The sequence below is a fragment of the Enterobacter sp. RHBSTW-00994 genome (assembly GCF_013782625.1).
Taxonomy (GTDB): Bacteria; Pseudomonadota; Gammaproteobacteria; order Enterobacterales; family Enterobacteriaceae; genus Enterobacter.
Window position 1 is genome coordinate 1,624,671 of record NZ_CP056199.1, and the last position, 14,543, is coordinate 1,639,213.

Consider the following 14,543-nt stretch of genomic DNA (forward strand, 5'->3'; position numbering starts at 1 on the left):
GGTTGTCGTAAGTGATGGTGAGTACGCAGCAATATGGCTACAAGCCGCGTATTTACTGGGGTCGGGCGCCTTGACGCAGGTTGTTTTGCCAGTTAAGGTGCCCTTCGTGCGCTAAGCATATATACGATAACATTGACCTGTAGACCTGATTATCATGGACAAATTTGACGCTAATCGCCGCAAACTGCTGGCGTTAGGTGGTGTTGCGCTTGGCGCGGCGGCCATCTTGCCTACGCCAGCATTTGCCACCCTCTCGACACCTCGTCCGCGTATTTTGACGCTCAACAATCTTCACACTGGAGAGTCGCTCAAAGCGGAGTTTTTCGATGGCAGAGGCTATATTCAGGATGAATTAGCAAAACTAAACCATTTTTTCCGTGACTTCCGCGCGAATAAAATAAAGACCATCGATCCAGGATTATTTGACCAACTCTTCCGCCTCCAGGGACTGCTTGGAACCAGCAGGCCTGTGCAGCTTGTTTCCGGTTATCGTTCAATTGATACCAATAATGAACTGCGTGCCCATAGCCGTGGCGTAGCCAAAAAAAGCTACCACACGAAAGGGCAGGCGATGGATTTCCATATTGAAGGTGTTTCGTTAGCCAATATTCGCAAAGCTGCGTTATCTATGCGCGCAGGTGGTGTAGGATATTACCCAAGTAGCAACTTTGTGCATATTGATACCGGGCCAGTTCGGCACTGGTAATAACAAAACACAGGAGCAGTATGAACTATCGTATTATTCCGGTTACCGCGTTTTCCCAGAACTGTTCGCTTATCTGGTGTGAACAAACCAAACTGGCCGCGCTTGTTGATCCCGGTGGTGACGCCGAGAAAATCAAGCAAGAAGTCGCCGCAAGTGGTGTGACGCTGATGCAAATCTTGCTGACCCATGGTCATCTTGATCATGTCGGAGCAGCGGCGGAGCTGGCGCAACACTACGGTGTGCCAATCATCGGCCCGGAAAAAGAAGATGAGTTCTGGCTGCAGGGGTTACCGGCCCAAAGCCGCATGTTTGGTCTTGATGAGTGTCTTCCCTTGACGCCCGATCGTTGGTTGAATGAAGGAGAGAACGTCAGCGTAGGGAATGTGGCCTTACAGGTACTGCATTGTCCGGGACATACGCCAGGACATATCGTCTTCTTTGATGATAAGTCGCGTTTGCTGATCTCCGGTGACGTGATTTTCAAAGGTGGCGTAGGACGCAGCGACTTCCCGCGTGGCGACCACGGCCAGTTGATCCAGTCGATTAAACAGAAGTTATTACCGTTAGGTGATGATGTCACGTTTATTCCGGGTCATGGCCCAATGTCGACGCTGGGATATGAACGTACACATAACCCGTTCCTTCAGGATGAAATGCCTGTCTGGTAACTCACATTAAAAAAGCCCGCATCAGCGGGCTTTGTTTTTTTATATCGTACTTACAGTACGGCGACAATGGCTTCGCACAGCGGCGCCATGTTGTCCGGCGTCATTCCTGCAACGTTAACACGGCCGGATGCGACAGCGTAAACACCAAACTCTTCACGCAGACGCAGAACCTGTTCTTTCGTCAGACCGCTGAATGAGAACATACCGTTCTGTTTGATAATAAAGCTGAAGTCGCGATCAGCGCCTTTCTCAGCCAGGGTACTTACAAACAGCAGGCGCATGCGTTGAATGCGTTGACGCATATCGTTCAGCTCCTGTTCCCAGATAGCACGTAATGCATCATTGCTCAAAATAGTGGCAACGACAGATGCACCGTGTGCTGGTGGGTTGGAGTAGTTTGCGCGGATCACGGATTTCATCTGGCTGAACGCACGATCAACGGTCTGCTCATCAGCGGCAACCAGAGTACAAGCACCAACACGCTCATTGTACAGACCGAAGTTCTTGGAGTACGAACTTGCCACAATCAGTTCCTGATGCACGGCAGCGAAGGCGCGCAGGCCTTCAGCATCTTCTTCCAGGCCACGGGCAAAGCCCTGATAAGCGAAGTCGAACAGCGGCAGCCAGCCTTTTTCAACGGACAGTTTGGCTAAGGTTTCCCACTGTTCCAGCGTTGGGTCGATACCTGTTGGGTTGTGGCAGCAGCCGTGGAACAGAACAACGTCTCCGGCCTGAGCGTCGTTCAGGCTCGCCAGCAGGCCGTCGAAGTCCAGTGCGTGTTTGGATGCGTCGTAGTACGCGTATTCACACACTTCCAGGCCCGCAGAGTTAAAGACACTTTTATGGTTTGGCCAGCTTGGGTTGCTTACCCATACGCGCTTAACGGAGGTGTTTTTCGCAAGGAAATCCGCCGCAACACGCAGCGCGCCAGTACCGCCAGGGGTTTGCGCTGTGCGGGCGCGTTTATCGCTAATGATCGCGCTGCCTTTTCCGAACAGCAACTCCTGAGTACAACGACCAAATTCCGGGATACCGTCGATACCGAGGTAGTTCTTGGTGGTTTCATTTTCCAGCAAATACTGCTCAGCTTTTTTAACGCTGGTCAGTACCGGTGTTTTGCCGGTTTCATCTTTATATACACCAATACCGAGGTTGATTTTTCCAGGGCGGTCATCGGCACGAAACAGATCGGCCAGGCCCAGAATAGGGTCGGCAGGGGCGGCGGTAATGTTCTCAAACATGACGAAGTTCCATTGTGATTACAGAAGTGAAATCCGCTATCAGGTTAACGGTAGATTTACAAAATGCCAACCGTTTGCGACAAAAAGCGTGCGCCTTTTCAAAAGTCGCCATTTTTTGCTTTCAGACATAAAAAAACAGGGCCGAAGCCCTGTTTTTTAAGCATATAACAAAGTGGTGTACTGATTAGAACTGGTACGTCACACCAACAGCAGCCATGTCGTCGTTGCCGTTCAGGCCGCCAACGGTTTCAGCGTATGCAGTGTCTTTATCCAGCAGGTTGATGTAGTAGTCAGCCCACACGTTGAAGTTTTTGTTGAAGTAGTAAGTTGCGCCAACCTGGATGAATTTAGCCAGATCTGCATCGCCACCTTTGAAAGTACCTTTAGAGTTGGTCACGCCAACCAGGTCTTTACCTTTGGTCTGAACATAGGAGATTGCTGGACGCAGGCCGAAGTCGAACTGGTACTGAGCAACAACTTCGAAGTTCTGGGTTTTGTTAGCAAAACCAGCATCACCGCTGCTACCGGTACGGGTAGTGTTGCGGGTTTCTGCATAGGTGGTTGCCAGGTAGATGTTGTTTGCGTCGTATTTCAGACCCAGACCCCATGCTTCAGCTTTGTCACCTTCGCCGTCTTTTTTCTGATCCAGAGTACGGTTAGCGTTGCTGTAAGATGCGATTGCACCGAAGCCTTCGCCGAAGTCATAACCCAGAGAGTAACCTACACCGTCACCGTTAGCGGTTTTAACGTCAGAGCGGTCGTTTTTGCCCTGATACTGTACGCCCAGGCTCAGACCATCAACCAGACCGAAGAAATCGCTGTTACGGTAGGTCAGCAGGCCGGTGCTACGGCTGGTCATAAAGTTATCAACGTAGTTACCGCCCCAGGTCATACCGGAGAAGGACGGAGCCATATCGGTGTAAGATTCTACGTCGTATACGATACCGTAGTTACGACCGTAGTCGATGCTACCAGCGTCGCCAGCTTTCAGACCTGCAAATGCCAGACGGTTTTTGTTAGTCTGGTTGCCACCTTCAGCCTGGTTAGCTGCAAAACGGTATTCCCATTGACCGTAACCGGTCAGTTGGTCGTTGATCTGAGTTTCGCCTTTGAAACCGATCTGCGCATAAGTTGCGTCGTTGTTGTTGGTTTCTTCACCAGACGTCACGAAGTCGTGCTCGGCGTTAACTTTGCCGTAGAAGTCCAGTTTGTTGCCGCTTTTGTTATAGATTTCTGCAGCGTTAGCTGCACCGGCTACCAGCAGAGCAGGGATTACCACTGCCAGAATATTGCGCTTCATCATCATTTATTACCCTCATTGGTTTTTTTTTATGACACTCGCCACTGCCGCCAATAAATTCTGTCAATAAATATTTCCGGAACTATTGATGAGAGTTTGGTGTCTTTATGTATCTGACAGGCATCTTTCCATTCATATAACCGTTTCGCTAGCCTGAAAGTGCTACAAAGATAAAGATTGGGTAACAAAAAGAAATAATGTGTAAGAATTTGTGTATTTTGAGGAACTTTGTGAACCATCTCATATTTCAGAACTGATTGGCGAATTAAAACGCTAACCCATTCCTATATATATGAATTGCTTATATTTAATTTCGATAAAGGCATTTCATATAAACAGAAGTTAAACAGCTCATTTTTTCTTATGTTGGCGTTCAGACTTCCAGACACCTGTTTTGTTGGTTGAAATTTGTGCTAAAGCTTAAGATTTGTATTAGGTGCAATAAAGGTGCGGTTTATTTTTTGTTCGTAGATATTTCGTGGAAACAAAACGTAACAGGTAGTGGTTATGACGGGGTTGTAGTTTAAAGATGCTGACTTTGAACTGACGAAAGCTGACAATGCAGAATAAAATAATGGCCAGCAGATGCTGGCCATTATGAATTATGTGGATTAGAAGCTTGCGTTACGTGGTGTACGTGGGAATGGAATAACATCACGCACGTTCTGAACACCGGTGACATAAGCGATCAGACGTTCGAAGCCCAAACCAAAACCGGAATGTGGGACCGTGCCGTAACGGCGTAGATCACGATACCAGCTGTAGTCGGCTGGGTTTAACCCCATCTCTTCCATACGGGCGTCAAGTACGTCCAGACGCTCTTCACGCTGAGAACCCCCGATGATTTCGCCAATACCAGGGGCAAGTACGTCCATCGCGGCAACGGTTTTACCGTCTTCGTTAAGGCGCATATAGAAGGCCTTAATGTCTTTCGGGTAGTTTTTCACGACAACTGGTGCTTTAAAGTGTTTCTCAGCCAGGTAGCGTTCATGCTCAGAAGAGAGATCAACACCCCAGTAAACCGGGTTCTCGAATTTCTCACCGCATTTTTCGAGGATCGCCACCGCATCGGTGTAGTCCACTTGTGCAAAGTCAGCAGAGACGAAACGCTCAAGACGAGCAATCGCATCGCTGTCTACACGCTCGGCGAAGAATTTCATGTCGTCGGCACGTTCTTCAAGCACAGTTTTAAACACGTATTTCAGCATTGCTTCCGCCAGACCTGCCACATCGTTCAGATTAGCGAAGGCAACTTCAGGCTCCAGCATCCAGAACTCAGCAAGGTGACGGCTGGTGTTGGAGTTTTCCGCACGGAACGTTGGACCAAAAGTATAAACTTTTGACAGCGCACAGGCGTAAGTTTCACCGTTAAGCTGGCCGGATACGGTCAGGAAGGCCTCTTTACCAAAGAAGTCTTTGTCATAATCCACTTTGCCTTCTGGCGTGCGCGGCAGGTTTTCCATATCCAGTGTGGATACACGGAACATCTCGCCTGCACCTTCAGTGTCTGATGCGGTAATAAGCGGAGTCGAAACCCAGAAATAGCCTTGCTCGTCGAAGAAACGATGCAGCGCCTGCGCCAGAGTATGGCGAACACGGGCAACAGCACCGATCAGGTTCGTACGTGGACGCAGGTGCGCAACTTCACGCAGATATTCGATGCTGTGGCGTTTAGCCGCCATTGGATAGGTATCTGGATCGTCAACCCAACCGGTGACTTCAATTGCCGTTGCCTGAATTTCGAAGCTTTGGCCCTGGCCCGGGGAAGCAACCACCACACCGGTCACGATAACGGAGCAACCGGTAGTCAGGTGCAGGACGTCGTCATTGTAATTGGGCAGAGAATTATTAATGACGGCCTGTACAGGATCAAAGCAGGAACCGTCATAGACGGCAAGGAAGGAGATGCCAGCTTTAGAATCTCGGCGAGTACGCACCCATCCGCGCACGGTGACTTCTTGGTCAACGGCGACACGGCCCTGGAGTACGTCGGCTACAGGCACAACGCTCATAATATTCTCTCTGTTAATAGTCGGAAAAAATAAACACTTGTCCGCCCTCATAGGGGGGATATCTATGTTACCTGGCATCCGCCGTCAGACAAGCAGATTTCGCAGTCAAAAGAGAAGAAATCGGAAATAAATAGGAAGGAGGGAGCTGGTCAGGCTCCCGAAAGCGGTTAACTGGCTTTTTTAACCTGCGGCAAATCGAAGGCTTTACGTAATGCACGCACAAACGCTTTGTCATGGCAGATGGTTTTGCCTGGGCTGTCAGAAAGTTTCGCGACCGGCTTACCGTTACATTCCACCAGTTTTATGACGATGTTCAGTGGTTTCACCTGAGGGATATCGCAGGTCAGTCGTGTCCCGATCCCAAAACTCAGGTTAACTCTGGAGGAAAACTGGCGATAGAGATCGACAGCTTTCGGCAGATCAAGGTTGTCAGAGAAGACCAGCACTTTGCTCAGCGGGTCGATACCCAGTTTTTCATAGTGCGCGATAGCTTTCTCACCCCATTCTCCTGGATCCCCTGAATCATGACGTAATCCCTGATAGCGTGTGGCGAATTCGGGCCCAAAGTCACGCAGGAAGGCATCCATGGTAATGCAGTCAGTCAGTGCGATACCGAGCTGATCTGGATATTCATCGAGCCAGGCGGCCAGAGCCGCACGCTGGCTGGTTGCCAGATCGGGGCTGATTTGTTGATGCGCCTGGAACCACTCGTGAGCCTGAGTGCCCATCGGGGTCAGATCCAGACGACGGGCCAGATCATAGTTACTCGTGCCGACAAACCAGGACTCTTTTTGCAGGCGCTCAACAATGGCCTGCTGTACTTCGCGGGAGAAACGACGGCGCGTGCCAAAGTCCATCAACCGGAAGTGAGACATATCCAGTGTTTCGGTCAACTGAGTAAATTCAGCCAGTTTATGTTCCAGTGACGCTACGGCCTGTTCGACACCGGTTTCCGGTGAGCGGTAGCGGTGAACCAGTTCGCTAATGACCGCCAGAAGCGGGACTTCCCACATGATCACTTCGCGCCACGGACCTTCCAGGCGGATATGCAGCTTACCGTTGTTGTTGGTAACGGTCACTTGTTCCGGGTTATAGCGGAAATCACGTAGCCAGTTCAGGTAGTCTTGTTTAAAGAAAGGTAGCCCTGAAAGCCACTGATATTCATCGTCTTGCAGCGTCAGATGCCGCATAGCATCGACCTGTTCGCGGATGGAATCTGCGTAGATACCCAGCAAGTCATCACCCCGGCAGCGAAACTCAGCCGCGACATGGACATCGTAATAGTGGTGAAAAACGGCTTGCTGCATATGCAGTTTATACGCATCGGTATCCAGCAACGTATGCAGAACCGGAGAAGCGAATTGAGTCATAGGTGCGCAGTAGCATCCTCTCACAGGAGCGTTTAGTACAATAAACAACTACAGAAACCGCTGGAGTATACCTTGTTTAGCGATTTATTGAACCCCGATCACAACATAAGCTCACGTTATGGTCGAGGGCATTTTGTGCCGCGTGTTATACAAATGTAGCGAAAAAGGTGTTTGTAACTGAAAAGATGAACATTCTGCATAGCGCGATCTACACAACAGGAATAGACTGGATTCGTTATTCGACAAACGATGCATAAGGTTTTCTATGACACAACAGCCACAAGCCAAATACCGCCACGACTATCGTGCGCCGGATTACCTGATTAGCGATATCGATCTGACTTTTGACCTGGATGCCACTAAAACCGTTGTGACGGCGGTGAGCCAGGTATCGCGCCAGAGCGCGACTGCAGTACCGCTGCGTCTTGATGGTGAAGACCTGACGCTGGTCTCCGTGCATATTAATGATGAAGTGTGGTCTGACTATAAAGAAGAAGGCAACCAACTGGTCATTAACAGCCTGCCTGAACACTTCACGCTGCGCATCGTGAACGAAATTAGTCCTGCGGCTAATACCGCGTTGGAAGGGCTTTACCTCTCTGGTGTTGCGCTTTGCACCCAGTGCGAAGCGGAAGGTTTTCGTCACATCACCTGGTATCTCGATCGTCCGGATGTTCTGGCTCGTTTCACCACCAGAATTATCGCTGATAAGGCCCTCTACCCATTCCTGCTCTCTAACGGCAACCGTGTAGGTGAAGGCGAGCTGGAAAATGGCCGTCATTGGGTGCAGTGGCAGGATCCGTTCCCGAAACCGTGCTATCTGTTTGCGCTGGTCGCGGGTGACTTTGATGTACTGCGCGATACCTTCAAAACCCGTTCAGGTCGTGAAGTCGCGCTGGAGCTGTTTGTTGACCGTGGCAACCTTGACCGTGCTCCGTGGGCAATGACCTCCCTTATCAATTCGATGAAGTGGGATGAAGAGCGCTTTGGTCTTGAATACGATCTCGACATTTATATGATCGTTGCAGTCGACTTCTTCAACATGGGCGCAATGGAGAACAAAGGCCTCAACGTCTTTAACTCCAAATACGTACTGGCGCGAACTGATACCGCAACCGATAAAGATTACCTCGACATTGAGCGCGTTATTGGTCACGAGTATTTCCATAACTGGACAGGTAACCGTGTGACCTGTCGTGACTGGTTCCAGTTGAGCCTCAAAGAGGGCTTAACGGTCTTCCGCGATCAGGAGTTCAGCTCCGATCTGGGTTCGCGCGCGGTTAACCGTATCAACAACGTGCGTACGATGCGTGGTCTGCAGTTTGCGGAAGATGCCAGCCCAATGGCACATCCGATCCGTCCGGATAAAGTGATTGAAATGAACAATTTCTACACCCTGACGGTGTATGAGAAAGGTGCTGAAATCATTCGCATGATCCATACGCTGCTCGGTGAAGAAAACTTCCAGAAGGGGATGCAGCTTTACTTTGAACGTCATGATGGCAGTGCGGCCACCTGTGATGATTTTGTGCAGGCAATGGAAGACGCCTCTAACGTCGACCTGTCCCATTTCCGTCGCTGGTACAGCCAGGCTGGTACGCCGGTTGTCACGGTCAAAGACGATTACAACCCGGAAACGGAGCAGTACACCCTGACCATCAGCCAGCGCACACCACCGACGGCTGAGCAGGAAGAAAAACATCCTCTGCATATTCCGTTCAGTATTGAACTGTATGATAACGAAGGAAAAGTGATCCCACTGCAAAAAGGCGGTCACCCGGTACATCATGTGCTGAACGTCACACAGGCCGAGCAGACGTTCATCTTCGATAACGTCTACTTCCAGCCGGTTCCTGCTCTGCTGTGTGAATTCTCTGCGCCAGTGAAGCTGGAATACAAATGGAGCGATCAGCAGCTCACGTTCCTGATGCGTCATGCGCGTAATGACTTCTCTCGCTGGGATGCCGCACAAAGCCTGCTGGCAACCTACATCAAGCTGAACGTTAATCGTCATCAGCAAGGACAACCGCTGTCTCTGCCGGTTCACGTGGCTGATGCGTTCCGCGCGATCCTGCTTGATGAAGCGATCGACCCCGCGTTGGCCGCAGAAATTCTGACGCTACCTTCGGCAAGCGAGATTGCTGAACTGTTCGATATCATCGATCCAATTGCTATCGTGGCGGTGCGCGAAGCGCTAACCCGCACACTGGCAACCGAGCTGGCGGATGAGTTCCTGGCCATATACAACGCCAACAAGCTTGACGCGTATCGTGTGGAACATGCGGATATCGGCAAACGCTCTCTGCGTAATACCTGCCTGCGCTATCTGGCCTTTGGCGAAGTGGAACTGGCCGACACGCTGGTTAGTACGCAGTATCACCAGGCTGACAACATGACGGATGCGCTCGCTGCGCTTGCCGCAAGCGTTGCCGCTGAACTGCCGTGTCGTGATGCGTTGATGCAAGAGTATGACGACAAATGGCATCAGGATGGTCTGGTTATGGATAAGTGGTTCATTTTGCAATCCACCAGCCCGTCTGCGGATGTGTTGAAAACTGTGCGTGGATTACTGACGCACCGCTCCTTTACCATGAGCAACCCGAACCGTGTTCGTTCGCTGATTGGTGCATTTGCCAGCAGCAACCCGGCGGCGTTCCATGCTGAAGATGGCAGTGGCTACCAGTTCATGGTTGAAATGCTGACTGAACTGAATAGCCGTAACCCGCAGGTGGCCTCACGCCTGATTGAGCCGCTGATTCGTCTGAAACGCTACGATGCGAAACGCCAGGCGAAAATGCGCGCCGCGCTCGAGCAGTTAAAAGGGCTGGAAAACTTGTCTGGCGATCTGTACGAGAAGATTGCTAAGGCGCTGGCGTAATATGAAAAAGCCCGGTAGCGCTATGCTTACCGGGCTACGATGTTCTCTCGCCCCGTGTTAGACCGGGTCATCGGTTTTTTCCCTTTCCCTTCAGGGGAGGGCCGGGATGAGGGCATCAGCCATTAGCTTTAATTAATGCTCTTTCACTCACATCACGCTTCATTACCCGATCCAGCACTTCCGCTTCCAGCTCTGCCAGTTTTGCAGAGCCGACACGTCTCGGGCGTGGAATATCAACCGTCAGATCAAGACCAATCTTACCTTCTTCTATGAGTAACACGCGATCGGCCATTGCCACGGCTTCGCTCACGTCATGAGTTACCAACAGTACCGTAAAGCCATGCTCCTGCCACAGGGTCTCGATGAGATCCTGCATCTCTATTCGTGTCAGGGCGTCGAGTGCACCGAGCGGTTCATCGAGCAGCAGCAATCCGGGGCGGTGAATCAGTGCCCTGGCCAGCGCCACGCGCTGTTTCTGTCCGCCTGAAAGCGCGGCAGGCCATTCACCGGCGCGGTTTTCCAGACCCACAGCTGCCAATGCCTGATGCGCGTTGCCCCGCCAGTTACCTTTCAGACCCAGGCCGACGTTATCAATCACCGTTTTCCAGGGCAGCAGGCGAGCGTCCTGAAACATCATGCGGGTATCATCCTGAATAGTTGCCAGCGGTGTTGTACCTGCCAGAATCTCGCCGCCACTGGGAGATTCCAGCCCTGCTAAAAGACGCAGGAGGGTACTCTTGCCGCCGCCGCTACGACCCACAACGGCCACAAATTGCCCGGCGGGGATATGCAGATCCAGCGCATTAAGAATGGTGTTTTTACTGTAGCGTTTAGTGACGCCGCTCAGTAGCAGCGGTGTCCCCTGGTTCAGTCGGGCGGTATTCATGCTTTAACCTCCTGAGTCGTGTAGGCCGGGTTCCATCGTAACCAGCTTCGTTCCAGCCACTGGGCGCTGACATCTGCCAGTTTACCGAGCAGGGCGTAAAGAATGATGGCCACCACCACCACGTCGGTTTGCAGAAATTCACGGGCATTCATGGCCAGATAACCAATTCCGGCGTTAGCTGAAATAGTCTCGGCGACAATTAATGTCAGCCACATCAGACCGAGAGCAAACCGGACGCCAACCATGATGGAGGGCAGGGCGCCCGGCAGGATCACATTGATAAAAAGAGAAAAGCCAGATAACCCGTAGCTGCGCGCCATCTCCACCAGACCACGATCGATGTTGCGGATCCCATGCCAGGTATTAATGTAAATCGGAAACAACGTTCCCAAAGCCACGAGGAAAATCTTGGCGCTTTCATCGATGCCAAACCACAAAATAACCAGCGGAATTAATGCCAGATGTGGCACGTTGCGTAGCATCTGAATTGAGGTATCCAGCAACCGCTCGCCCCAACGGGATAAGCCACTAATCAGGCCGAGCGTCAGGCCAATACTTCCGCCAATCGAAAAGCCAATCACTGCACGCCAGGAGCTGATCGCGAGATGTTGCCATAATTCACCGCTCACGCTGAGTGACCAGAATGCTTCAACGACCCCTTCCGGAGAGGGCAGAATGCGGCTCGACAGCCAGCCCGCAGAAGAGGCGAGTTGCCAGACGATGACGATCCCGACGGGTAAAAACCAGGGGGCAGCACGCAGCAGCCATTTTTGCGATGTGGCAGACATGGTGGCTCCTTAGCTTTGCGCGACTTTCCGGGGAATAAACTCGTTAGCCACGGCTTCGCCCTGTAGCTGTAATGTCCGGGGTTGTGGAATTTCCGGGATGGCAACATCCAGATGCGGGAATAACAGTTCACCCACTTTGTACGCTTCTTCCAGATGCGGATATCCGGACAAAATAAAGCTGTCGATCCCAAGCGCCGCATATTCATTAATACGCGCCGCGACGGTTGGACCATCCCCAACCAGTGCAGTCCCTGCGCCACCACGAACCAGGCCGACACCCGCCCACAGATTCGGGCTGATCTCCAGGTTTTCGCGTTTACCATTATGCAGTGAGGCCATCCGGTGTTGCCCAACGGAATCCGTTTTGGCAAACGCCGCCTGGGCTTTCGCGATGGTGTTATCATCCAGATGTGAAATCAGACGGTCAGCAGCCTGCCAGGCTTCTTCATTGGTTTCGCGCACAATGACATGCAAGCGAATGCCAAAACGCACGCTACGACCCAGTGCCGCAGCTTTGGCGCGCACCTGGGCAATCTTCTCTTTTACCAGCTCAGGCGGTTCGCCCCACGTCAGATAGAGGTCAACCTGTTCTGCGGCCAGATCCTGCGCGACATCGGATGACCCACCAAAATAGAGAGGGGGGCGTGGCTGCTGTACCGGAGGGAAATAGAGCTTCGCATCACGGACGTGAACATGTTTTCCTTCAAAGGTGACGGTTTCGCCTTCCAGCAAACGACGCCAGACGCGGGTGAATTCAGCAGAGGCTTCATAACGTTCTGTGTGATCAAGGAACACGCCATCGCCCGCTAATTCTTGTGGATCGCTGCCTGTCACCAGGTTAAACAGGGCTCGTCCGTTTGAAAGCCTGTCAAGGGTTGCCGCCTGGCGCGCAGCCACGGTAGGGGAGACAACGCTTGGGCGCAACGCCACGAGAAACTTCAGACGTTGGGTGACCGGGATCATCGACGCGGCCACCAGCCACGCATCTTCGCAGGAGCGTCCTGTTGGGATCAGTACTCCGGTAAAACCGATCCTGTCTGCAGCCTGCGCAATTTGTTGCAGATAGCCGTGGTCAACCGGGCGGGAACCTTCTTCTGTGCCAAGATAGTGTCCATCACCGTGGGTGGGTAAAAGCCAGAAAAGATTCAGACTCATGATTTCGTTCCTTCTTTGCTTGCGGGTTGCCAGATACGGTCACGAATGTTTACCTGCTTTGGTACAAGGCGATTTTGATAAAAGAGATCTGCAGTCTGTTGCTGAAGTGCCGCAACATGTTCATTCAGCGGGGTAATCGTGGTCGGTGGACGGTGATCGAGATAGCTGGCGATAACAGGCTCAGGTAACCCCATTGTTTTTGCCAGTAACGTAATGCTTTCCTGACGCTGGCTCTGGGTTAACGCATCTGCCTGAGTAAAGGTGTCGAGAACGCCCTGAATAAATGCTCCGTTTTTTTCCGCATATGGACGCGCTGCGAGATAGAACGAACCGGTCTGTTTCAGCGTTGTGCCATCTTTTAATACTCTTACGCCACCCTGTAGTAACGCTGCGGAGTAGTAAGGATCCCAGATAGCCCATGCGTCAACATTTCCTTGCTGGAACGCAGCTCGCGCATCCGCCGGAGTCAGATAAACAGGCTGAATATCAGTGAATTTAAGCCCCGCTTCCTGTAAGGCTCTCAGCAGCAGATTGTGTGAACTGGAGCCTTTCTGGAACGCCACTTTGTGACCTTTTAGCTCAGCCACGTTCTTAATGGCACTGTTTTCAGGAACAAGGATGACTTCGGCTTTGGGTTTTGCCGGTTCAACGCCAACGTAAACCAGATCCGCTCCGGCAGCCTGCGCGAAGATAGGTGGAATATCGCCAGTACTGCCGAGATCAATACTGCCGATATTGAGCGCTTCCAGCATTTGTGGTCCGGCAGGAAACTCTATCCATGAGAATTTTGTCTCCGGATAGCGTTTTTCCAGCAGCTGGTGGCTTTTTGCCAGAACCATACTGACGCTGCCTTTTTGGTAGCCAATTCGCAGGCTTTCTGGTGCATTCTCCGCCGCCTGAGCCAGGGCTGAAATCGCCATCAGCCCTGCCAGCCCAATACGGGTCAATGTTTTAAACATGTGCAACCCCCTGTGGTTGAGTCAATGTAGGAACCTGAGCATCTTTGCGGTGCAAGGCCTGCCAGAAGGTTTCCAGTGCGCTGTCGAGACGGGTTTGCAGATTCGGCGTGAAGTGCGGTTTATGCTGATAATCAATAACCTGCGAGTCATCAGCAAAGACGCCGTGCAGGATCTCCTGCGCCTTTAAGGCACTGAGGACAGGTTTCAGGGCGTAATCGACAGCCAGTAAATGGGCTACTGTACCGCCGGTTGCCAGCGGCAAAACCACTTTGCCGTCCAGAGCGCGTTCCGGTAACAGATCAAGCAAGGTTTTTAATGCGCCAGAAAAAGAAGCCTTATAGATGGGGGTCGCCACGATTAACCCGTCAGCCTCTTTGAGCTGTTCAATCAGGGTGTTGAGCGCCGGGCTATCGAATCGGGCGTAGAGCAGATCTTCCGGTTCAAAGTTGTGCAGATTCCAGTGGCACACTTCAATATCCAGAGCGTTAAGTTTTTCACGGGCATATTCCAGTAATGCGCTGGAACGAGAAGGGAAGCGTGGACTTCCAGCCAGAGTGATGACGCGCATGTATGCTCCTTA

At 51.7% G+C, this 14,543-nt stretch carries 12 protein-coding genes; 3 read left to right on the plus strand and 9 right to left on the minus strand.

What is annotated here, in order from left to right; all coding sequences use genetic code 11:
- The first annotated feature begins 154 nt into the window (after positions 1-154).
- Together HV346_RS07585 and HV346_RS07590 are read left to right on the plus strand one after the other, a co-directional pair.
- Entirely contained in the window at positions 155-706 is a 552-nt protein-coding gene (locus HV346_RS07585) for a YcbK family protein (protein WP_181622916.1), read from the plus strand.
- Positions 707-726: 20 nt separating this feature from the next.
- Complete coding sequence (locus tag HV346_RS07590; RefSeq protein ID WP_181622917.1) at positions 727-1,374, plus strand: MBL fold metallo-hydrolase; 648 nt, start codon at positions 727-729, stop codon at positions 1,372-1,374.
- 50 nt (positions 1,375-1,424) lie between these two features.
- On the opposite strand, the gene HV346_RS07595 is transcribed toward HV346_RS07590, so the two are convergent.
- From HV346_RS07595 to pncB, 4 genes are all read right to left on the minus strand, one after another.
- Positions 1,425-2,615: an amino acid aminotransferase gene (locus tag HV346_RS07595; RefSeq protein ID WP_181622918.1), complete on the minus strand. Its 1,191-nt coding sequence runs from the start codon at positions 2,613-2,615 to the stop codon at positions 1,425-1,427.
- A gap of 184 nt (positions 2,616-2,799) precedes the next feature.
- Positions 2,800-3,918, minus strand: coding sequence for a porin (locus HV346_RS07600; protein WP_275943330.1), 1,119 nt, complete (start codon positions 3,916-3,918; stop codon positions 2,800-2,802).
- 608 nt (positions 3,919-4,526) lie between these two features.
- Positions 4,527-5,927 (minus strand): asparagine--tRNA ligase, encoded by a 1,401-nt coding sequence (gene asnS, locus HV346_RS07605; protein ID WP_181622919.1) that lies wholly within the window; start codon positions 5,925-5,927, stop codon positions 4,527-4,529.
- Positions 5,928-6,094: 167 nt separating this feature from the next.
- Complete coding sequence (gene pncB, locus HV346_RS07610; protein ID WP_181622920.1) at positions 6,095-7,297, minus strand: nicotinate phosphoribosyltransferase; 1,203 nt, start codon at positions 7,295-7,297, stop codon at positions 6,095-6,097.
- 265 nt (positions 7,298-7,562) lie between these two features.
- Between pncB and pepN the strand changes: the two genes are divergently transcribed.
- Positions 7,563-10,175 carry an aminopeptidase N gene (gene pepN / locus HV346_RS07615; RefSeq protein ID WP_181622921.1) on the plus strand — a complete coding sequence of 871 codons (2,613 nt, stop codon included), beginning with the start codon at positions 7,563-7,565 and terminating at the stop codon, positions 10,173-10,175.
- A 115-nt stretch (positions 10,176-10,290) separates the two neighbouring features.
- On the opposite strand, the gene ssuB is transcribed toward pepN, so the two are convergent.
- Genes ssuB through ssuE form a run of 5 tightly spaced genes read right to left on the minus strand, consistent with a single transcriptional unit; the run spans position 10,291 to position 14,531 of the window.
- Complete coding sequence (ssuB, locus tag HV346_RS07620; protein WP_181622922.1) at positions 10,291-11,061, minus strand: aliphatic sulfonates ABC transporter ATP-binding protein; 771 nt, start codon at positions 11,059-11,061, stop codon at positions 10,291-10,293.
- Positions 11,058-11,849 carry an aliphatic sulfonate ABC transporter permease SsuC gene (ssuC, locus tag HV346_RS07625; RefSeq protein ID WP_181622923.1) on the minus strand — a complete coding sequence of 264 codons (792 nt, stop codon included), beginning with the start codon at positions 11,847-11,849 and terminating at the stop codon, positions 11,058-11,060. Before ssuC ends, ssuB begins: the two co-directional genes overlap by 4 nt.
- A 9-nt stretch (positions 11,850-11,858) precedes the next feature.
- Positions 11,859-13,004 carry an FMNH2-dependent alkanesulfonate monooxygenase gene (gene ssuD, locus HV346_RS07630; protein ID WP_181622924.1) on the minus strand — a complete coding sequence of 382 codons (1,146 nt, stop codon included), beginning with the start codon at positions 13,002-13,004 and terminating at the stop codon, positions 11,859-11,861.
- Complete coding sequence (locus HV346_RS07635) at positions 13,001-13,963, minus strand: sulfonate ABC transporter substrate-binding protein (RefSeq protein ID WP_181622925.1); 963 nt, start codon at positions 13,961-13,963, stop codon at positions 13,001-13,003. Before HV346_RS07635 ends, ssuD begins: the two co-directional genes overlap by 4 nt.
- On the minus strand, positions 13,956-14,531 hold the full coding sequence (gene ssuE / locus HV346_RS07640; protein WP_181622926.1) for an NADPH-dependent FMN reductase: 576 nt from the start codon (positions 14,529-14,531) through the stop codon (positions 13,956-13,958). Before ssuE ends, HV346_RS07635 begins: the two co-directional genes overlap by 8 nt.
- Positions 14,532-14,543: the final 12 nt, after the last annotated feature.